Origin of the sequence: Sphingorhabdus lutea, assembly GCF_001889025.1 — a bacterium.
GTDB lineage: Bacteria > Pseudomonadota > Alphaproteobacteria > Sphingomonadales > Sphingomonadaceae > Sphingorhabdus_B > Sphingorhabdus_B lutea.
On record NZ_CP018154.1, the window covers coordinates 2,093,867 to 2,114,980 of the forward strand.

Genomic DNA, 21,114 nt, shown 5'->3' on the forward strand with positions numbered 1-21,114 from the left:
TACGCAAAAAATAACAGCCTTACTTTTCCCCACCAAATTTGAGATATTTTGGGCCATTTTATAATGGCTTCGTTATTTAGGAGAATGAAATGAAATTGGTAAAAACCATCGTCAAAACAGCCATGATGACCGGGATTAGCGTCGGTGCATTGACACAAGCATCTATTGCATATGCACAACAAGCGCCAAGTGAGGAAGAAGAAGCGCAAAAATTTGATAATGACGCAATTATCGTGACCGCGACAAAGCGTGAGCAAACTTTACAAGAAATTCCAGTGGCTGTGTCCGTGACCAGCGCAGAAACAATTGAAAAGGCGCAAATTCGCGACTTAATTGATCTGCAAACAGCTGTCCCCACCCTGCGCGTTAGCCAGCTTCAATCTTCCGCCAACACCAATTTCATCATTCGCGGTTTTGGTAATGGCGCCAATAATGCGGGTATCGAACCATCTGTCGGTGTGTTTATTGACGGGGTTTACCGTTCACGTTCTGCCTCGGCGATTGGCGATTTGCCCAATTTGCAACGTATTGAGGTGCTTCGCGGTCCACAATCTACCTTATTTGGTAAAAATGCTTCTGCGGGCGTTATCTCCATCGTCACGCAAAAACCACAATTTACCTTTGGCGGCTCAGCAGAGCTTAGCTATGGCAATTACAACGCCATCATTGCAAAGGCCGATGTTACTGGACCGTTAAGCGACACTGTCGCGGCCAGTATTTCAGGCAGCTACAATCGCCGCGATGGCTATGCCAAGGACTTAAATCTGGGCATTGATACCAATGAACGTAATCGTTGGGGCACCAGAGGACAGCTTTATTTTGAACCAAATGATAAGGTCAGCCTTCGTATTATCGCCGATTATGATAAAATTGACGAAATTTGCTGCGTTGCGGGCAATGTATTAAACGGCTCAACCGGTGCGATTGTAAATGCGCTTGCGCTTTCATCTCCTGGTGGTGTTGGCATTGATGCACAAAATCCATTTTCTTATGATGTATATACCAATGTGCCTTCCGAAAATAACATCAAAAATTACGGCTTTTCAAGCCAACTTGATTATGATTTAGGCGGTGTAGATTTCACTTCAATCACTTCATATCGCGTGGTTGATTCATTTTCTAACCAAGATTCCGACTTCTCTGCTGCGGATTTAATTGGCCGTAATTCAAATGACACAAAAATCGATACCTATACTCAGGAAATTCGATTTGCTTCGGACTTTGACGGCATGTTCAATTTCTTGCTTGGCGGATATTATTTCAAAGAAAATATCGAAGTTAACAACCAGCTATTATTTGGCACACAATTCCGTCCCTATGGCGATGCGTTGATTAAAGGCGCAACCAGCGGGGCTTTGGGTCTGTCTCGATTGGCTGCATTTAACGCATTTGGCGCTATTCCAACGGCAGTTGGTTTGGAAGAAACCTTTGGCGCATTGGAAGGCAATCCTACCAAATATCTTGGCCGTTTCTTTGCCAATGGCACCGGATTGAACGAAGCCTATGGAATGCATAATGAAGCATTTTCGCTCTTCGGAACGGTGGATTTAGAATTGACTGATCGGCTTACCTTAACCGGCGGCTTTAACTTTACCAAAGATAAAAAAGAATTTGGTACTAATGTGCAAAGCAGTGACGCATTTGCCGGTGTGAATTTTGATAATCCGCTTTATGCACCGCTACGTTTCAACTTAATTTATGGCGGTGCGCTTGCTGGTGGTGCAACCCCTGCGCAGGCAGCTGCCCTTGCAACAGCCAACCAAAACAATCCTGCGGCAAACCCGCTTAATGGGTTAAAGGCATTGCAATTCCTGCCGGCATTTTTGAACGTGCCAAATAGCGTTGAAGATGGTAAAACAGACGATAGCAACTTCTCTTACACCGTACGTGCAGCCTATGAAATAAACGACAATTTAAACGTTTATGCAAGCTATGCTACTGGATTTAAGGCAAGCTCGGTCAATCTGTCACGCGACAGCCGCCCCTTCCTTGCTGATCGCACAGCGTTAACAACAGCTGGCCTGTTGCAAACAAACCAATCCTATGGTTCGCGCTTTGCCGATCCAGAAAAATCACGCGTGATTGAAGTGGGCATTAAGGGTCAATGGGATGTCGCAGCGGCCAATTTGACCATTTTTGAACAGTCAATTAAGGGCTTCCAATCAAATGTATTTACCGGAACCGGTTTTGCGCTTGCCAATGCGGGCCAACAAACCACCTTTGGTATTGAATTTGACGGTTCGGTTTCCCCGACCGACAATCTAACCTTCTCTGGTGCGGTTGTTTATTTGGACTCTGTTTATGACAGCTTTACCCAAAGCGCGACCGGCGACATTTCCGGCACGACGCCTTCTGGTATTCCTGGCTTCTCCATGACATTGGGCGCAGAATATAATATGCCAATTGGTGAAAATGAATTGACCCTGCGGACTGATTATCACTATGAATCGCCCGCCAATCAGTTTGATTTTAACAACACCAACCTTGCGCTGAATAATTATCGCCGCACGGTAAATGCGTTAAATGCGTCTTTGACCTATGCTTTGGGCAATGGTTTCCAAGCAACAATTTGGGGCCGCAATTTAACCGGTGCGGAATATTTGACCACCTTGTTCCCATCTGTGGCACAAACGGGCAGTATTTCAGGCTATCCTAATCAGCCACGTACCTATGGTATTTCGGCGAAATATAAATTTTAATTTATACATAAATTGATGAAGAAAGGAGGGCTTTGGCTCTCCTTTTTTTTGTTCAAAATAAATTGGCGCTGACACTGCTTAAGTTTATTTATATATTGAAAAATAACAGCCTTTGTCATTTGACTTGGCCTGTCATCTTCATGACAATATCATTAAATGAAGGAGACAGAATTGCGCATTTACCATCTTATAAAATACCCCAAAACATCCAAATTTTTATTGGGGGTCATCATGGCATTTTCCTCCATATCCGCCGCCAATATCGCCCATGCGAATATAGTAGATAAAATATCACCAGAGGCCGCAAAATTGGCCGATGAAGCGGTTGGCCTATATGAAGCAAAACAATATTCCGAAGCCACCGTCAAATGGCTGCAAAGCTGTGATTTGGGGAATGGTGACGCCTGTTTCTGGGCCGCAAAAACATTGGAGCTGGAATTATCAAGCAGCGAAAATATGGTCATTGCGCGCGGCAAATATGCCCGTGGCTGCTCCCTGGGCAACGCAAATGCATGTAATAATTTGGGCGTCATGATGGAATTTGCCAAAGGCGGCGAAAAAAATATTAAAGGCGCAAAGGATATATATGACGCGGCATGTAAGGCGAATTTAGCCATTGCATGCCAAAATAGCGCGATTATCCGCCGTTTAAATAAATCCTCATCCACATTATCCATTGCCGAGGAGGAAAAGATTATCAATCAATATTCACTTGCCGCATGTGATTTAGATCTGGCCGATGGCTGCACCGATTTGGGCGTTGCATATTATTTGGGCAGCGGTGTGGCACGAAATATGGATAATGCGCGGCTATATTCGGAAAAAGGCTGTATGAATAACAGCATGAAAGGATGTGAAAATTTGGCCAGCATGTACCGTGAGGGCAGATTTGGAGACATTAAACCAGATAATTTTATCAATGATGTTTCCATTGCCTGCTCTGCTGGATTTTATCAATCATGCGATGATTTACGGGCGCTATCTTTAAAAGAAACCGATATTTTGTCCGTCGCCAGAGCACAGGCCAGCCTATATAGCGGGTGCAGCAAAAATATATATATTGCCTGCACCGTTTTGGGTAAAATATATCATGCCGGATATCAAAGCCGCCAAGATTTTAAACAGGCGCGATTATTTTTCACCAAAGCATGCGATAATTTTGATGCTGTGGGCTGCTATGGCTTGGCCAGCATGGAATATCATGGCGAAGCTGGTCCCAAAAATATCGAAAATTGGCATAAATTATTGATTAAATCCTGCAGCGATTGGAATCAGGCATGTTATGATTTGGGCAATGCCTATGCCAAGGGGGATAAAATCGTCCAAAATATTGATGAAGCACGCAATATATATAGTTTTTCCTGCAACAGAAATTATGCGCCATCCTGTAAAGCGCTAAACTCTCTGCCCTTCATTTCGTCCAATTGATAAAAGGGAAATTTATGTCATTAGCTTTATTCATTGCGGCCAGCATCTCCTCCGCCACCATTGCGCCAATTGCGCCAATTGCGCTAATTGCGCATTCCTCCGACCCAATTTTGGCCTGTCCATCGGGGAAATCAGATGATGAGTGCAGCGTGCAAGATGTGATAAACGCCATTTCCATTCCCAAGGATTTAAACCATATTACAACTGGATGTATTTATGAATATATGGGGCATTGCGCATCAACGGCAAAGGGGTTGATTTTGGGCGCGCCCAACCATGCCCCGGCAATTTGGGTGCAAATGTTGCTGCTGCCCAAGGATGGCCCGCAGGTGCAAATGACTATATTATTGGACCTTACCCTGTTGGATGAACCCAAAATTGCAGGCATTGCACAAAGCAGCAATTTCCTAAACCCACCCTATCAAATTTATGATGATGATCAGCCCACCCTTATCCATATTGAAGGGCGACAGGCCGGAACAGCTTATGGTAATGCAGATATGCTCTATCAATATAAAAATGCTGCATGGCGGCCCGTTGATATTATAAGCTGGATAAAGGAAGCCGAGGAGAATATTCCCGAAGGTTTTGAAATGCGCAAAGATATAAAATATAATTTCCGCGAAATGATGGCCAGCTCGCTTATCTGGCGCGATGGGGATGGCAATTGCTGTGCCACGGGCGGCGATGTCTATTTTGATTTTGATATAAAGGGTGACATGCTTTCCCCCGTGGCGATGTCATTTAACGAAGCGGCCAAGGGCGCACCACAGACAAAACATATCATGCTAAGCGGTCATAGTGATAAGACAGAGGCGGCAAATGATCTGAATGTTAATAAATAATATAATTATGCGGCATTTAATCAACCCATCCCATATCAAACATTAAGCGTGATAATTTTATATTTTAAGGGTCGCATCCACCAATTGCGACATGGATGATAAAATTTGCGCGTCCCAATCATCAAATTGCAGCACATCATTCACGCCGTGCAAATATATGCTGACATATCCATGAACCAGCGCCCATATCTTCAACGCCATTTTCTGTTTTTCTGATAGGCTAGCAGTTTCTGGCAATAATTTGGCGGCTATATCGACTAATCGCCCAAATGCCCTTGCCTCTGCCTTTCTTGCATCTTCGCCCGGGCTGTAATCAGCTCCGCTGCCGCCAAAAATCAACCTATATTCCGCCTGATATTGGCGAGCCATATCAATATATCCCTGCGTTCCGGCAATTGCAGCCTGCCTAGGATTTTCCATCTTGCTGGCCGCCTCCATCGCATCATAAACATGGCCAAATCCTTGAATATATAATGCATCCAGCAGCCCCTGTTTCCCGTTAAAATAGCTGTAAATCCCCATGGTGGAAACCCCTGCCATTTTGGCAATGACCCGCAGGCTAAGCCCTGCTGGCCCTTTTTCCAGCAAGATTTGCGATGCGGCGTTTAATATTTTTTCTTCCTGACTTGGCATAAAATTATCTTCAATTGCAAATGGCTTGACATAAATATAACGGCGTTATAATCATGTATATAACAGTGTTATAATCATTTATATCATATACTCAAGCGCAAAGGAAATATCATGCCCGTCCAAGTAAACGCAGACTATGTCATCATCGGCAGCGGCGCAATTGGCATGGCCTTTGCCGATATTATTTTAAGCGAGTCCGACGCGACAATGATAATCATCGACCGCTATGCAAAACCAGGCGGCCATTGGAATGTCGCCTATCCCTTTGTTCAATTGCACCAACCAGCATCATTTTACGGCGTTTCTTCAAAGGAATTAAGCGGCGGCCGATTGGAAAAGGGCGGATTAAATGACGGATTGGCAGAGCTTTCCAGCGGCGCAGAGGTTAGCGCATATTTTGACGATGTCATGCGCCATACATTTCTGCCCAGTGGCCGTGTGCAATATTTCCCCATGTGCGATTATATGGGCGATGGGAAATTTATTTCAAAAATTAACGGCGATGAAAATCATGTCACTGCAAATAAAAAAATGGTCGATGCCACTTTTTTGAAAACCAGCGTCCCCGCCACGCATAAACCCAATTTCGATATTGCCGAAAATGTCCGTTTCATCCCCCTTAATAATTTACCACAGGTGGAAAAAGCGCCCGATGGATATGTGGTCATTGGCGCAGGCAAAACGGGAATTGACGCCTGTTTATGGTTGCTTGAAAATGGAGTAAATCCGGATAAGATCAAATGGATTGTTAACCGCGATGCGTGGTTGCTTGACCGGAAAAACACCCAAATGAGTGATGAATTTTTCTTTGACACATTGGGCACACAGGCCGCCATGATGGAGGCGATAGCAGAGGCAGAAACCCCCGAAGATATGTTCAAACGCCTTGAACAATGTGGATATTTTTTGCGTATCGACACAAATGTCGAACCGCAAATGTTCCACGCAGCCACCATTTCCCAATTGGAGGTTGAACAATTGCGCCGCATTAAAAATGTCGTCCGCATGGGCCATGTTACATCCATTACGGCCAATGAAATTCAAATGGAAAAGGGAAATATAGCGACCAGCGCCAATATTTTACATATTGATTGTTCCGCCCGCGCCATTCCGCAAACTCAGGAAAAACCAATTTTTCAAGGTGATTTAATCACCCCGCAACTGGTGCGCCCCTATCAACCGGTGTTCAGCGCCGCCTTGGTCGCCCATGCCGAATTAACCTATGCCAATGATAAGGAAAAAAACCATATTTGCGGGCTTGTCCCCCTGCCCAATTCAACTTTTGATTTTATCCGTTTTACCGCTGCGGCCTTTATGAACCAATATCATTGGTCACAGGATAAGGATTTAAGCAAATGGATTGCCGATAACCGTTTGGACGGGGCAAGCAATTTGGTCAAAAATATTAAACCCGATGATCATGATAAAATCGCAGTGATGAAACGCATCCGCGCCGCCGGCCCTCTTGCCGTCGCCAAATTAATGGCGTTTCAAATGGGAACCAAAAATTGAAAATAAAAATTAAACCACCATCAAAGTGGTGCCCAAAAGAGGACTCGAACCTCCACATCCTTGCGAATACTAGCACCTGAAGCTAGCGCGTCTACCAATTCCGCCATTTGGGCATATCAACGCCGTAAAACCGGCGGCGATTAGACGGTTTCATTTAATTACAAAATTCCACTTGTCAACGCATTACTACCTTATATTGGGCGCGTGATTATATATTAGATTTGGGCTATATATTGCGAGGGCGCAGAGTAATTATGAAAGCCAAAGATAAATTAAGCGCCGCATTGTCCGTTATTTTATCATAATATATAGCAATATGTCCGATATGCTTGCCATTGGGCCGAAAAATGTGCAAAGCCAGCAATGAAAAAATGGCCAAATATAAAATTTTGGCTGACCTGTTGATAATTCGGAGAAAACCAACCGTGCAATCGCTTAATCCGCAGCTTAATTTATTGGAAAATAAACTTGTCACCATTTTTGGCGGCAATGGATTTTTGGGCCATTATGTTGCCCAAGCTTTTTTGAAAAAGGGCGCGCGGGTGCGCATTGCATCACGCAATCCCAAAAGCTCTTATAATATTAAACCATTGGGAAATTTAGGACAAACGCAATTTGTTCAATGTGATATATTAAATGTGGATCAGGTGGCCCGTGCCATGATGAATTGCGATATTGCAATCAACCTAGTCGGCGTTTTTGGAAACGAAATGGCCGCAGTGAATGGCGAAGGCGCGGCAAATATTGCCGCCATTGCAGCACAGCAGAATATTGCGTCATTGGTGCATATTTCCGCTATTGGCGCAGATATTGAATCGCCGGCGAAATATGGCCGCAGTAAAGCCGCAGGTGAACAGGCTGTCCTGAAAAACTATCCCAATGCTGCGATTATTCGCCCTTCAATTATTTTTGCCACCGAAGATAATTTCATCAATCGTTTTGCAAAATTGATCAGTTTATTTCCCGTGATGCCAATTTTTGGGGCGGCAACGAAATTTCAGCCTATTTTTGCTGGCGACCTTGCCAATGTCATTTGCGCTGCATCGGTGAATAATGATTTTTCAGGGCAAATATTGGATGCTGGCGGCCCAGATATTTTGAGCATGAGCGAGTTAAACCATTGGATAGCGCAGGAAACGGGTCGCAACCCGTTATTTGTTGACGTGCCCGCACCCATTGGCAAGGCATTTGCGATTGCGACCGGATGGTTGCCCTTTGCCCCGATAAATCATGATCAATATAAAATGTTGCAATCGGATAATATTGTGCGTGCGGACAAGGACGCAGTTTCATTGGCGGGCATTACCCCCATGCCGATGCGATCATTGGTTGATGGCTGGCTTGATCTATATCGCCAACATGGCCGTTTTTCAGGATTAAAAAGAGCATGAACGATATTATTACCGCAATCATCCTTGGCATTGTCGAAGGATTAACCGAATTTCTGCCCGTTTCCTCCACCGGTCATTTAATTTTGGCAACGGAGTTAATGGGATATGATGCGCAAAAATGGGCCATATTTAACATTGCCATTCAACCTGGCGCGATTTTGGCGATTGTGGTGCTTTATTGGCGGACATTTATGGATGTCTTAAAGGGCCTATTTTCTTTAGAAGCTGGTGCGATAGCATTTACCCGCAATTTATTATTGGCATTTTTCCCTGCGGTTATATTGGGATTGACATTTGGCGATGCCATTGAATTGATGTTGGAAAATGCGATTTTGGTGTGCTGGTCACTCATCATTGGTGGATTTGCCATTTTGGTGGTGGAAAAATATGCAAAGCCAAAGGAATCAGGCGGCATTGCGGCTATGCCCGCCAAAAAATCGGCGATGATCGGCCTTATCCAATGTCTTGCCATGATACCAGGGGTCAGCCGTTCCGGCGCAACCATATTGGGCGCAATGGCCATGGGCGTTGACCGCAAAACCGCCGCAGAGTTTAGCTTTTTCCTTGCCCTGCCCACCTTAACCGGCGCGACAATATTGCAAATGTTCAAACATCGCAGCGAAATTACAACCGACGACCTTAGCTTAATTGGCATAGGTTTTGTCGTATCCTTCATCGTTGCCATCATCGTGGTAAAAGGTTTTTTGGCTGTCATCACACGCTATGGCTTTGCACCCTTTGCTTGGTATAGAATCGCTGCTGGTGCAGCGGGCCTTATCTGGCTTACAGTCATATAGGTCCGATGCGGCCTTAAAATTTGCCAAATTTTGTAATTTTATTATATAGACCTTTGCGAAATGTCATTTTTTAGGTAAGCATAGCTGTCCTATGTGTCGTTTTTGGGGTGACGCGCTCTTTTTGTGATGTTATTTGCGCCTTTCTTGAAAGGGCAGATAATGGCAAAAGAGAAATTATTAAAATTTGTAGATGTAGGTCAAAAATTTCCTGAAAAACGCGGTGCAGAATTGCGCGCAAAGGATTTTCAGGAAATATCCAATAGATATAATGACGCAGATGCAAATGAACAGGCATCGCGTTGTTCGCAATGCGGTGTGCCCTATTGCACCGTCCATTGCCCTTTGCATAATCATATTCCCGATTGGCTGAAATTAACCGCTGAGGGTCGTTTGCAAGAGGCATATGAAATGTCGGCCATGACATCGTCTATGCCCGAAATTTGCGGCCGCATCTGCCCGCAGGATCGCCTTTGTGAAGGCAATTGCGTCATTGAATTTTCCGGTCATGACGCAGTCACCATTGGTTCGGTGGAAAAATATATCACCGATACCGCATGGGAAAATGGATGGGTAGAAGATATTATCTGCGCCACAAAAACCGGCATAAAGGTTGCGATTATTGGATCAGGTCCTGGCGGTTTAACCGCCGCCGAAGGATTGGCTGCATTGGGCCATGAAATTCACATTTATGAACGAAGCGACCGCGCGGGCGGCCTTCTTACCTATGGCATTCCTGGTTTTAAATTGGAAAAAGAGGTTGTCACCCGCCGGATAGATCGTCTTAAAAAAGCAGGGATTATTTTCCATCTAAACGCCGATATTGGCGGCGATGTTAAATTTTCCGATTTACGCAAAATGCATGACATGGTCCTTATCGCCACGGGCGTGTATAAATCACGTGAGGCGAAAATTAAGGGCGAGGATGCCAGCGGCGTTGAAAAAGCATTGGATTATTTATCCATTTCCAACCGCAAATATTTTGGCGATGATGTTCCCGAATTTGACAATGGACGATTTGATGCCAAGGGCAAAAATATTGTCGTTATTGGCGGCGGCGACACCGCCATGGACTGTGTTCGCACCGCCATTCGCCAAGGGGCAAATTCGGTTAAATGCCTATATCGCCGTGACAAGGAAAATATGCCTGGCTCTGCTCGCGAGGTGAAAAATGCCGAGGAAGAAGGCGTTGAATTTGTCTGGTTAACCTCCCCTGCTGAAATCATTGTTGAAAATGGCAAGGCGGCGGGCGTGTCGGCAAATATGATGCGTCTTGGCCCACCCGATTCATCGGGCCGCCGTGCGCCGGAAATTGACCCAAATGGCGGACAAGAAATCGCCGCCGATATGGTTATTATGGCGCTTGGCTTTGAGCCTGAGAACCTGCCTAAATTATTTGATGCCGAGGAATTGGCCGTCACCCGTTGGGGCACAATAAGAGCGGATCATAAAAATATGATGACCAATTTAGACGGGGTTTTTGCCATTGGAGATATTGTTCGCGGGGCCAGTTTGGTTGTGTGGGCAATTCGCGATGGCCGCGATGTCACCCAATATATGCACCAATGGGCAAAGTCTCAAAAAAAAGCCGCATTGGCTGCTTAAACCATAATCCACCCAATATTTCCGGCCTAATTGGCCAAAATGGACAAAAGATATGACAACAAATTTTCCAACTGCTGAACATGAACGCATGGCCAATGAAGGCATGTATCGCCCCGAATTTGAAGGTGATGCGTGCGGCGTCGGCCTTATCGCCGCGACAGATGGCAATGCATCGCGCCGTGTGGTGGTGGCCGCCATTGATGCGTTAAAGGCTGTGTGGCACAGGGGCGCGGTGGACGCAGATGGGAAAACCGGCGATGGCGCGGGTATCCATGTGGATTTGCCCGTGCGATTTTTTGACGATGCCATTGCGGCAAGCGGTCATGCGGTACAGCCAAATCATTTGGCGGTGGGCATGATTTTCCTGCCCCGCACAGATTTAAATGCACAGGAAACATGCCGCACCTTGGTGGAATCTGAACTTATCGCGGCGGGATATACCATTTATGGATGGCGGCAAGTGCCCGTCAATGTGTCGGTTATTGGGGATAAGGCACAGCGCACCCGCCCCGAAATTGAACAAATTATGATTGCCGGTCCGTTGCCGGAGGAACAATCACGCGCAGAATTTGAAAAACAATTATATCTGGTCCGCCGCCGGATTGAAAAACAGGTTATCGCCGCACAGGTAAATGATTTTTATATCTGCTCTCTTTCCAACCAATCCATTATTTATAAGGGGCTGTTTCTGGCCGAAAGCCTATCCGATTTTTATCCTGATTTACAGGATGATCGCTTTATCAGCCGCGTGGCCATTTTCCACCAAAGATATAGCACCAATACATTCCCCCAATGGTGGTTGGCCCAACCATTTCGCCAATTGGCCCATAATGGCGAAATTAACACCATAAGGGGCAATAAAAATTGGATGAAAAGCCATGAAATAAAAATGGCCAGCCTTGCCTTTGGTGATCATTCCAACGACATTAAACCTGTTATCCCTGCCGGATCATCCGATACCGCCGCATTGGACGCGGTGTTTGAAACATTGGTCCGTTCGGGCAAGGAAGCACCAACCGCCAAATTGATGCTGATCCCAGAGGCATGGCACAGCAATAGCGACCTGCCCGAAACGCATAAGGCAATGTATCAATATATGGCGAGCGTGATGGAACCATGGGATGGTCCTGCCGCACTTGCCATGGTTGATGGCAAATGGGCGCTTGCTGGGGTTGACCGCAATGCGCTACGCCCGCTGCGTTATTCAATTACCAATGATAATCTTCTGGTCATCGGTTCTGAAACCGGCATGGTTGTTCTGCCCGAAAGCAGCGTGATTGAAAAAGGCCGCCTTGGCCCAGGGCAAATGATTGCCGTTAATTTGGATGAAGGCGCGGTATATCGTGACAAGGATTTAAAAGACCGTACTGCCAATGAACAGGATTATACCGCATTGGTAAAAGGGTTTCGTAATATTAACGATCTGCCCTTGGCCGATGATGATGCATCATTTAACTGGGACAAGGCAGAATTAACCCGCCGGCAAGTCGCCGCTGGCATGACATTGGAAGATGTCGAAATGGTCCTTGCCCCCATGGCTGAAGATGCCAAGGAAGCCATTGGGTCAATGGGCGATGACAGCCCGCTTGCCGTGGTAAGTGATAAGCCGCGTTTAATCAGCCAATTTTTCCGCCAAAATTTTAGCCAAGTGACCAACCCGCCAATTGACAGTTTGCGCGAACGTCATGTGATGAGCCTGAAAACTCGTTTTTCCAACCTTGCCAATATTTTGGATGAAAAAAGCCAAAATGAAGATGTGCTGGTATTGGAAAGCCCGGTTTTAACCAATAAGGATTGGGTGCGCCTGTCCAAGGCATTTACCAAAGTGGTGGCGCATATTGATTGCTGTTATGATCCCGAAAGCGGGGTAAATGGCATGCGCGCGGCGATTGCACGGATTAGGGAAGAAGCGGAAAATGCCGTCCGCACGGGCAAAACCGAATTATTCCTGTCCGATGAAAATATCGGCCCTGATAAAATCTCCATACCCATGGTGCTGGCCGCAGCTGCGGTGCACACCCATTTGGTTCGCAAGGGACTGCGCAGCTATTCCTCCGTCAATGTGCGTTCTTCGGAATGTTTGGATACCCATTATTTTGCCGTGTTAATTGGCGTTGGCGCGACAACGGTTAATGCTTATGTGGCCGAACAATCAATTGTCGATCGTCATAATCGCGGTTTGTTGGACGGATTTACCCTTGAACAGGCGATTGAAAATTACCGTGTGGCGGTGAATGAGGGATTGTTAAAAATCCTATCCAAAATGGGCATTGCCGTTATTTCCAGCTATCGCGGCGGATATAATTTCGAAGCCGTAGGATTAAGCCGCGCCTTGGTGAATGAGCTTTTCCCCGGAATGCCGACCAAAATATCAGGTGAAGGCTATGCCTCCTTATTCCTCAATTCACAAATGCGCCATGAACAGGCATATGAAAGCGGGGCAATCCGCCTGCCCATTGGTGGGTTTTATAAGGCCCGCCATGGTGGCGAAACCCATGCCTATTCCGCCGGCGTTATGCATTTATTGCAAAGCTCCGTCGCCAATGACAGCTATTCCACCTATTTGCAATTTTCCCAAGCGGTAAAGGAAATGCCGCCCGTATATTTACGCGATTTGATGGAATTTAACTATATTAACAAAGCTGTGCCAATTGACGATGTGGAGGCGATTACCGAAATTCGTAAACGCTTTATCACCCCGGGGATGAGCCTTGGCGCTTTATCGCCAGAGGCGCATGAAACATTGGCCATTGCCATGAACCGAATTGGCGCAAAGGCAGTTTCGGGCGAAGGCGGCGAAGATAGCAGCCGCTATACCCCCTATCCCAATGGTGATAATGCGAACAGCGTGATTAAACAGGTGGCATCGGGCCGTTTTGGCGTTACCGCCGAATATTTGGGGTCATGCGATGAGATTGAAATAAAGGTTGCCCAAGGTGCAAAGCCTGGCGAAGGCGGGCAATTACCCGGTTTTAAAGTAACCGAATTTATTGCAAAACTGCGCCATTCAACCCCCGGTGTAACCTTAATATCACCCCCGCCTCATCATGATATTTACTCCATTGAGGATTTGGCACAGTTAATTTATGATTTGAAACAAATTAACCCACGTGCGCGCGTTTGCGTGAAATTGGTCAGCTCCGCCGGCATTGGAACAATTGCGGCAGGCGTGGCAAAGGCGCATGCCGATGTCATTTTGGTTTCGGGCAATGTTGGCGGTACAGGTGCATCCCCCTTAACCAGCATTAAATATGCCGGAACGCCATGGGAAATGGGCCTGTCCGAGGCGAACCAAGTCTTAACGCTTAATCGGCTTCGTCACCGCGTAAAATTACGTACCGATGGCGGGTTAAAAACGGGCCGCGATATTGTTATCGCCGCCATTTTGGGCGCGGAAGAATTTGGTATTGGCACATTAAGCCTGGTCGCCATGGGGTGCATCATGGTGCGCCAATGCCACAGCAACACCTGCCCTGTGGGGGTATGTGTTCAGGATGAACGCTTGCGCGAGAAATTTACCGGCACACCGGAAAAGGTCATCAATCTTATGTCCTTTATTGCGGAGGAAGTGCGCGAAATATTGGCGCAGCTTGGCTATACATCATTGGATGAGATTATCGGCCAAACCCATTTATTACGTCAGGTAAGCAGAGGCGCAGAGCATTTGGACGATCTTGACCTTAACCCTATTTTGGCAAAGGTTGATGCGCCCGATCATGAACGCCGCTTTGGCATCAAAACCCACCGTAATGAAGTACCAGACAGTTTGGACGCGCAAATTATTCAAGATGCAAAGGCTGTATTTGAACGGGGTGAGAAAATGCAGCTTACCTATAATGTTCGCAATACCCACCGCGCCGTTGGCACACGCCTGTCATCGGAAATAACAAGACTTTATGGCATGAAATCATTGAATGAGGGCCATGTTCATATCCGTCTGCGCGGGTCAACGGGACAATCGCTTGGCGCATTTTTATGCCAAGGGATTAGCTTGGAAGTATTTGGCGATGCCAATGATTATGTGGGCAAGGGATTATCCGGCGGGACAATTATTGTCCGCCCAACGGTCAGCTCCGCCCTGCAAAGTCAGGAAAATAGCATTGTCGGCAACACTGTTTTATATGGCGCGACATCGGGCAAATTATTTGCGGCGGGTCAAGCGGGTGAGCGTTTTGCCGTGCGCAATAGCGGCGCCAAAGTCGTGGTCGAGGGATGCGGATCAAACGGCCTTGAATATATGACCGGCGGCATTGCGGTTATTTTGGGCAAAACGGGCAATAATTTTGGAGCAGGCATGACCGGCGGTATGGCATTTGTTCTTGATTTGGATGATAGTTTTGAAAAATCCGCCAACCCTGAATCCATTATGTGGCAACGGTTGGAAAGCGCCTATTGGGAAGAAGAATTAAAAAATCTTGTCATCGAACATGCCGAGAAAACCGACAGTAAATGGTCGCAAAATATTCTGCATGATTGGGAAAATATGCGCGGTAAATTTTGGCAAATTTGCCCCAAGGAAATGTTGGAACGGCTGTCCCAGCCTTTATCCGACAAACCCACATTACAGGCGGCCGAATAATATAATAAACCAAGCAATTATAAGGATATTATATGCCCAAAATAGCGTTAAACTATATTGAAATTCAATCAAATGACGTAGCGCGGGCCAAATTATTTTATCAACAATTGCTTGGTTTAAAATTCACTGAATATGGACCAGAATATATTGCCGCAGAGGATGGCCCCGCCCATTTTGCGATCGCGGCGGCCCATGAAGTAAAAACCCCGCCCCTGCCTGTTTTTGAAACCGATGATATAGGCGCAAGCTATGCATTGGCGCAATCATCTGGGCAAAAAATTGTTGCAGAAATATTCGGATATCCCGGCGGGCAAAGATTTGAAATGTTGGATGTGGATGGCAACCGCATTGCAATTTACCAACCCAATTCTTAATTCATCCTTTCATATAATCTTAATTTAATTCTTCACTTTATACCATAATCGGGTAAATGGGTCTTATGTGGCGTCTGCATCAATTTCCTATTTGTCCTTTTTCACGCAAGGTCCGTCTATTGATGGGCGAAAAAGGCATTGCATATAGCTTGCAAAGCGAATTTCCGTGGGAATTGCGCGATGAATTTTTATATATGAACCCCACGGGCCGCACACCCGTTTTGGTGCATGAAGAAAAGAATATCACCCTGTGCGACAGCATGGCCATTTGCGAATATTTGGACGAAACCGTTGACAGCGCCAAAATGATAAATGGCAGCGCGGAATATCGCGCCGAAATCCGCCGCCTTGTTTCATGGTTTGATGAACAATTTTATGGCGATGTTACCGCGCCCTTATTGCATGAACGGATGCGTAAAAGATTGGTATCGCGCGAATCCCCAAATGCCGGCGTGTTGCGGGAGGCGATGCGCCTTGCCAATGGCCATTTGGATTATATGGATTATTTAATCGACCATCGCAATTGGATGGCGGGCGCAAAGATGAGCCTGGCCGATTTGGCGGCGGCGGCCCAATTATCGGTTGCCGATTATCTTGGCGGCATTGATTGGACTGGACATGCCCAGACCAAGGCATGGTATTCCATGTTTAAAAGCCGGCCAAGCTTCCGCCCCTTATTGTCCGAGCGGATGAAGGCGATTGCCCCCCCTGCCCATTATGATCAGGTCGATTTTTAATGGCCGTTTTCTCTTAATGGCTGCTTTTGCGCAAATTTTTAATCAAATTACTTAAATTTCGCGCTTAATATATAATTTAAATCGATATTATCGGACAAATGCAGCCCCTTTGCCGGGGAAAAGCCAATACCGCGCATATCAATAATTTCCATGCCAATATTATCCAGCATTTGGCCAAGCTCATCAGGCTTGATAAATTTGTTCCAATCATGTGTGCCGCGCGGCACCATGCCAAAACGTTCGGCCGCCTCCACCAAAAATAACCGCGATGCCGTGGTCCGATTTGGTGTGGATAACAGCATCAATCCATCTGATTTCAACTTATCAGCCAATTGACGAAGGAATATTTGTGGATCGAGGACATGTTCCAACACCTCCATCGAGCTGACAATGTCCATAAAAGGTAATTTTATCTGGCCAATTTCGCCATGATGATAGGAAATTTTTAATCCAGAATTTGCGGCATGATCGCGCGCCACCGCAATATTTTCACCCGCCGCATCCACGCCATATATATTGCCGCCCAAACGGGCCAATGGTTCGCAAAGCAAACCCGCACCGCATCCCACATCAACAATATTTTTATCCAAAATTGGCTGCCTTAATTGTGGGTCAGTGCCAAAAAAATCATCAATTACGCGGCGGATAAAGGCCAGCCGCACCGGATTTAATTTGTGCAGCATTGCCGAGCTGCCCTTTGGATTCCACCAATCGGCCGCCAAAGTACCGAAATGTTCCGCTTCAGCCCCTAAAATTGTAATATCATTGCTTGCCTTTGCCATTCGGCCACATTATCAGGTCATGGCATGAGTTCACAGCCTTTATTTAAGGAAAATATCGAAAAAAATGGCACGTATAGTAATGAAATTTGGCGGGACATCCATGGCGGGCAGCGAACGTATTCGCCGCGTCGCCCAAATTGTCCGCAGTCAGGCCGATGCCGGCCATGAAGTCGCCGTTGTTGTTTCCGCCATGGCGGGCGAAACCGATCGTTTGGTCAATTTTTGTCGAGAGGCAAATCCCCTATATGATCCAGCAGAATATGATGTGGTCGTGGCCAGCGGCGAACAAGTGACAAGCGGCTTGCTTGCCCTTACGCTACAGGCACTTGGTGCAAAGGCACGAAGCTGGCTTGGCTGGCAAATGCCCATCCACACCGACAAAGCATATGCCAAGGCACGTATCGGTAATATTGATGCAGAAGCCCTTATCGCGTCGATGCAGTCGGGTGAAATTGCCGTCATTCCTGGTTTTCAGGGGCTTAGCGATGAAAACCGCATCACCACATTGGGACGCGGGGGTTCAGATACCAGCGCGGTGGCCATTGCGGCGGCGGTAAAAGCGGACAGATGCGATATTTATACCGATGTTGACGGGGTATATACCACCGACCCGCGCATTGTTGCCCGCGCGCGTAAATTAAAAGCAGTCACATATGAAGAAATGTTGGAATTGGCCAGTGTGGGGGCAAAGGTTTTGCAAACCCGCTCGGTCGGTTTGGCCATGAAAGAAGGGGTAAAGGTTCAGGTTTTATCCTCCTTTACCGACGAAAATGCCCCCAATGCAGATAGCATCCCCGGCACAATGATTGTCAGCGATGAAGAGCTGGAAAAAATGGAATTGGAGAATGAAATAGTGGAACGCCAACTCATCACCGGTATCGCCCATGATAAAAATGAGGCAAAACTTACCCTTACCCGTGTGCCCGATTTACCCGGCGCAGTATCAAATATTTTTGCCCCCTTGGCCGATGCCGCCATTAACGTGGATATGATAATTCAAAATGTGGGCCGTGATAAGGGCGAAACCGATGTGACATTTACCGTGCCACAGGCCGATTTGGTCCGCTGCACCTCTATTTTGGAAAATGCGCGGGAGAAAATCGGATTTAACCGCCTTATTTCAGATACCAAAGTCGCCAAAATATCGGTTGTCGGTGTTGGTATGAAAAGCCATGCCGGCGTTGCCAGCACTATGTTTACATCTTTGGCGGACCGCAAAATCAACATACAGGCGATTTCCACATCGGAAATTAAGGTCAGCGTGCTGATTGATGAAGATGAAACCGAGCTGGCCGTGCGTGTGCTGCACACTGCCTATGGGCTTGATGCGGAATAAAAACTAAATTTAATATTCATAATCAAACCGGCTGAGAGCAATTTCAGCCGGTTTTTTTGCGTTTGTGATTTGTAAAAAAAAAATTCACAAATAATGAAGAAATAAAGTGCGCGCGGACCAATGGGGGGGAGAAAAAGCCCGCGCGCGATGCCCATAAAGGGCATATATTTATGCTATATCAAAACGATCAGCATCCATAATTTTTGCCCATGCATTGGCAAAATCTTTCACAAATTTGGCTTCATTGCCATTTTCTGCGTAAAATTCTGACATTGCGCGAAGCTGTGCATGCGAACCAAAAATCAAATCGGCACGGCTGGCTTTCCATTTTTCTGCACCGCTGGCCCGGTCTGTTCCGACAAATTCTTCGTCATTGCTGCCTTCAACCGCGCTCCACACGACATCCATGCTTAACAAATTGGCGAAAAAGTCGTTGGTCAACTGGCCTTTTCTTTCGGTAAAGACGCCATGTTCGCGATTGCCGCTATTTGCGCCCAAAACACGAAGACCGCCGACCAAAACAGTCATTTCGGAAATGGAAAGCCCTAATAAATCAGCACGATCAATCAATAATTCCTCAGTGCGCACCGACATTTTTGATTTTAGATAATTTCTAAAGCCATCTGCCTGTGGCTCCATTACCTCAAAACTTTCAACATCGGTTTGCTCTGCGCTGGCATCGCCCCTGCCGGTTGTAACGGGGATGGAGATTTCCATTCCGGCGGCCTTTGCTGCGGCCTCAACCGCTGCAGTGCCACCAAGAACAATCAAATCGGCGATGGATATATTGGCACTGCCTTTAATTTCTTCCAGCTTTGATATCACATGCGACAATTCCTCTGGATCATTTACTGCCCATCCATTTTGTGGGGCAAGCCGCACGCGCGCACCATTTGCACCGCCACGATGGTCGGATTTGCGATAGGTGGATGCCGATGCCCATGCCGCCTTGACCAATTGAGGAATGCTAAGCCCGCTATTCAAAATCGCCTTTTTAAATTCGGCAATTTCGGCATCGCTTAATGCAGTGCCCGCAGGAACAGGATCTTGCCAAATCAAATCTTCGGCAGGGACTTCAGGTCCAACATAACGCGCCTTTGGCCCCATATCGCGGTGGCAAAGTTTGAACCAAGCACGCGCAAATGCGTCATCCAAGGCCGCCTGATTATTGCGGAAATTTTCCGAAATTTTGCGATATTCAGGATCGGTTTTTAACGCCAAATCTGCGGTCGTCATCATGGTCGGCACTTTTTTGCCTGCATCATGCGCGGCAGGTGCCATATCTTCTTCTTTTTGATTTATTGGCTGCCATTGATGTGCGCCTGCGGGGCTTTTCACCAATTCATACTCATAATCCATCAACAGGCGGAAATAATTGCCATTCCACTGCGTTGGTGTGGATGACCATGAACCTTCGATTCCGCTGGTAATGGCATGAGCGCCAACGCCGCTTTCAAATCCACTGGTCCAACCCAAACCTTGCTGTGTAATATCGCCGCCTTCTGGCGCTTCACCGACCAAGGCAGCATCGCCTGCGCCATGTGCCTTGCCAAATGCGTGGCCACCGGCGACCAATGCAACGGTTTCTTCGTCATTCATTCCCATACGAGCAAATGTTTCACGAATATCGCGGGCGGACAAAGCGGGATCTGGATTGCCGCCTGGGCCTTCGGGATTAACATAAATCAACCCCATTTGAATCGCGGCCAATGGGTTTTCAAGCTCCAATTGCTTATCGGGATCAATACGGGTTTGCACGCCTTCGCTTACCCATTGATCTTCATTGCCCCAATAAACGGTTTCTGGTTCAAACACATCGGCGCGGCCGCCGCCAAATCCAAATACCGGACCGCCCATTGATTCAATGGCAACATTTCCAGCAAGAATATATAAATCGGCCCAGCTGATTTGCTGACCATATTTTTGTTTAATCGGCCATAATAAACGGCGCGCTTTATCCAAATTGCCATTGTCGGGCCAGCTGTTTAACGGGGCAAAACGTTGCTGTCCGCTATTGCCGCCGCCACGACCATCGGCGGTGCGATATGTGCCCGCAGCATGCCATGCCATGCGAATGAAAAATGGGCCATAATGACCATAATCGGCGGGCCACCACGGCTTGCTATCGGTCATCAAATCGCGAATATCTTTTTTCAATTGCTGATAATCGATTTTTTCAAATGATTTGGCATAGTTGAAATCGGCATCAACAGGATCAGTGCGCCGACCTGATTGTTGCAAAATTTCCATATTTAAAGCCTTTGGCCACCAATCACGATTGCTGCGCCCCATTAACGGGCGTGCCTCGCCATGCATTACCGGACATTTTGATATATCGTTCATAAAATCTCGCCTTTCCTATTTCATTTAATCTGCACTTTATATGCACCTATAAAATA

The 21,114-nt window shown here is 46.7% G+C and carries 14 protein-coding genes and 1 tRNA gene; 11 read left to right on the top strand and 4 right to left on the bottom strand.

All coding sequences use genetic code 11. From position 1 onward, the window contains the following. The first annotated feature begins 89 nt into the window (after window positions 1–89). The 3 genes from LPB140_RS09985 (at window position 90) to LPB140_RS09995 (ending at window position 4,972) form a co-directional block, all read left to right on the top strand. Window positions 90–2,699, top strand: coding sequence for a TonB-dependent receptor (locus LPB140_RS09985; RefSeq protein WP_072559704.1), 2,610 nt, complete (start codon window positions 90–92; stop codon window positions 2,697–2,699). Between the two features lie 231 nt (window positions 2,700–2,930). Then, the gene (locus tag LPB140_RS09990; RefSeq protein ID WP_198024110.1) at window positions 2,931–4,127 is read left to right on the top strand and encodes a tetratricopeptide repeat protein; all 1,197 of its coding nucleotides are present in this window, start codon (window positions 2,931–2,933) and stop codon (window positions 4,125–4,127) included. 14 nt (window positions 4,128–4,141) lie between these two features. Then, window positions 4,142–4,972, top strand: a complete 831-nt coding sequence (locus LPB140_RS09995) for a hypothetical protein (RefSeq protein WP_072559706.1) — start codon at window positions 4,142–4,144, stop codon at window positions 4,970–4,972. Between the two features lie 57 nt (window positions 4,973–5,029). Here the strand turns inward: LPB140_RS09995 and LPB140_RS10000 are convergent, their stop codons facing one another. Then, entirely contained in the window at window positions 5,030–5,605 is a 576-nt protein-coding gene (locus tag LPB140_RS10000) for a TetR/AcrR family transcriptional regulator (RefSeq protein ID WP_072559707.1), read from the bottom strand. A gap of 111 nt (window positions 5,606–5,716) precedes the next feature. On the opposite strand from LPB140_RS10000, the gene LPB140_RS10005 reads away from it, so the two are divergent. Then, entirely contained in the window at window positions 5,717–7,117 is a 1,401-nt protein-coding gene (locus LPB140_RS10005; RefSeq protein ID WP_072559708.1) for a hypothetical protein, read from the top strand. Between the two features lie 26 nt (window positions 7,118–7,143). Here LPB140_RS10005 and LPB140_RS10010 read toward each other — a convergent pair. Beyond that, window positions 7,144–7,230: transfer RNA gene (locus tag LPB140_RS10010), tRNA-Leu, on the bottom strand. Window positions 7,231–7,488: 258 nt separating this feature from the next. On the opposite strand from LPB140_RS10010, the gene LPB140_RS10015 reads away from it, so the two are divergent. The 6 genes from LPB140_RS10015 (at window position 7,489) to LPB140_RS10040 (ending at window position 16,597) form a co-directional block, all read left to right on the top strand. Next, window positions 7,489–8,508 carry a complex I NDUFA9 subunit family protein gene (locus LPB140_RS10015; RefSeq protein WP_335682189.1) on the top strand — a complete coding sequence of 340 codons (1,020 nt, stop codon included), beginning with the start codon at window positions 7,489–7,491 and terminating at the stop codon, window positions 8,506–8,508. Then, window positions 8,505–9,305 carry an undecaprenyl-diphosphate phosphatase gene (locus LPB140_RS10020; RefSeq protein WP_072559709.1) on the top strand — a complete coding sequence of 267 codons (801 nt, stop codon included), beginning with the start codon at window positions 8,505–8,507 and terminating at the stop codon, window positions 9,303–9,305. Before LPB140_RS10015 ends, LPB140_RS10020 begins: the two co-directional genes overlap by 4 nt. A 159-nt stretch (window positions 9,306–9,464) precedes the next feature. Continuing rightward, window positions 9,465–10,907: an NAD(P)-dependent oxidoreductase gene (locus tag LPB140_RS10025; protein WP_072560843.1), complete on the top strand. Its 1,443-nt coding sequence runs from the start codon at window positions 9,465–9,467 to the stop codon at window positions 10,905–10,907. Window positions 10,908–10,959: 52 nt separating this feature from the next. Then, window positions 10,960–15,486, top strand: coding sequence for a glutamate synthase large subunit (gene gltB / locus LPB140_RS10030; RefSeq protein WP_072559710.1), 4,527 nt, complete (start codon window positions 10,960–10,962; stop codon window positions 15,484–15,486). Between the two features lie 32 nt (window positions 15,487–15,518). Beyond that, complete coding sequence (locus LPB140_RS10035; protein ID WP_072559711.1) at window positions 15,519–15,860, top strand: VOC family protein; 342 nt, start codon at window positions 15,519–15,521, stop codon at window positions 15,858–15,860. Window positions 15,861–15,925: 65 nt separating this feature from the next. Next, window positions 15,926–16,597, top strand: coding sequence for a glutathione S-transferase family protein (locus LPB140_RS10040; protein ID WP_072559712.1), 672 nt, complete (start codon window positions 15,926–15,928; stop codon window positions 16,595–16,597). A gap of 47 nt (window positions 16,598–16,644) precedes the next feature. Here LPB140_RS10040 and ubiG read toward each other — a convergent pair whose 3' ends face one another. Beyond that, window positions 16,645–17,379, bottom strand: a complete 735-nt coding sequence (ubiG, locus tag LPB140_RS10045) for a bifunctional 2-polyprenyl-6-hydroxyphenol methylase/3-demethylubiquinol 3-O-methyltransferase UbiG (RefSeq protein ID WP_072559713.1) — start codon at window positions 17,377–17,379, stop codon at window positions 16,645–16,647. A gap of 64 nt (window positions 17,380–17,443) precedes the next feature. Between ubiG and LPB140_RS10050 the strand changes: the two genes are divergently transcribed. Further along, the gene (locus LPB140_RS10050; RefSeq protein WP_072559714.1) at window positions 17,444–18,715 is read left to right on the top strand and encodes an aspartate kinase; all 1,272 of its coding nucleotides are present in this window, start codon (window positions 17,444–17,446) and stop codon (window positions 18,713–18,715) included. Window positions 18,716–18,883: 168 nt separating this feature from the next. Here the strand turns inward: LPB140_RS10050 and katG are convergent, their stop codons facing one another. Next, entirely contained in the window at window positions 18,884–21,058 is a 2,175-nt protein-coding gene (gene katG / locus LPB140_RS10055; protein WP_072559715.1) for a catalase/peroxidase HPI, read from the bottom strand. Between the last annotated feature and the right edge of the window lie 56 nt (window positions 21,059–21,114).

What these genes read in the sequence shown, in the direction of transcription:
- LPB140_RS10040 (WP_072559712.1), top strand. Translation starts at nt 15,926, where the DNA reads ATGTGGCGTCTGCATCAATTTCCTATTTGTCCTTTTTCACGCAAGGTC.
- LPB140_RS09990 (WP_198024110.1), top strand. Translation starts at nt 2,931, where the DNA reads ATGGCATTTTCCTCCATATCCGCCGCCAATATCGCCCATGCGAATATA.
- LPB140_RS10035 (WP_072559711.1), top strand. Translation starts at nt 15,519, where the DNA reads ATGCCCAAAATAGCGTTAAACTATATTGAAATTCAATCAAATGACGTA.
- LPB140_RS10025 (WP_072560843.1), top strand. Translation starts at nt 9,465, where the DNA reads ATGGCAAAAGAGAAATTATTAAAATTTGTAGATGTAGGTCAAAAATTT.
- LPB140_RS09985 (WP_072559704.1), top strand. Translation starts at nt 90, where the DNA reads ATGAAATTGGTAAAAACCATCGTCAAAACAGCCATGATGACCGGGATT.
- LPB140_RS10020 (WP_072559709.1), top strand. Translation starts at nt 8,505, where the DNA reads ATGAACGATATTATTACCGCAATCATCCTTGGCATTGTCGAAGGATTA.
- LPB140_RS10015 (WP_335682189.1), top strand. Translation starts at nt 7,489, where the DNA reads ATGGCCAAATATAAAATTTTGGCTGACCTGTTGATAATTCGGAGAAAA.
- gltB (WP_072559710.1), top strand. Translation starts at nt 10,960, where the DNA reads ATGACAACAAATTTTCCAACTGCTGAACATGAACGCATGGCCAATGAA.
- LPB140_RS10005 (WP_072559708.1), top strand. Translation starts at nt 5,717, where the DNA reads ATGCCCGTCCAAGTAAACGCAGACTATGTCATCATCGGCAGCGGCGCA.
- LPB140_RS10000 (WP_072559707.1), bottom strand. Translation starts at nt 5,605, where the DNA reads ATGCCAAGTCAGGAAGAAAAAATATTAAACGCCGCATCGCAAATCTTG.
- ubiG (WP_072559713.1), bottom strand. Translation starts at nt 17,379, where the DNA reads ATGGCAAAGGCAAGCAATGATATTACAATTTTAGGGGCTGAAGCGGAA.
- katG (WP_072559715.1), bottom strand. Translation starts at nt 21,058, where the DNA reads ATGAACGATATATCAAAATGTCCGGTAATGCATGGCGAGGCACGCCCG.
- LPB140_RS09995 (WP_072559706.1), top strand. Translation starts at nt 4,142, where the DNA reads ATGTCATTAGCTTTATTCATTGCGGCCAGCATCTCCTCCGCCACCATT.
- LPB140_RS10050 (WP_072559714.1), top strand. Translation starts at nt 17,444, where the DNA reads ATGGCACGTATAGTAATGAAATTTGGCGGGACATCCATGGCGGGCAGC.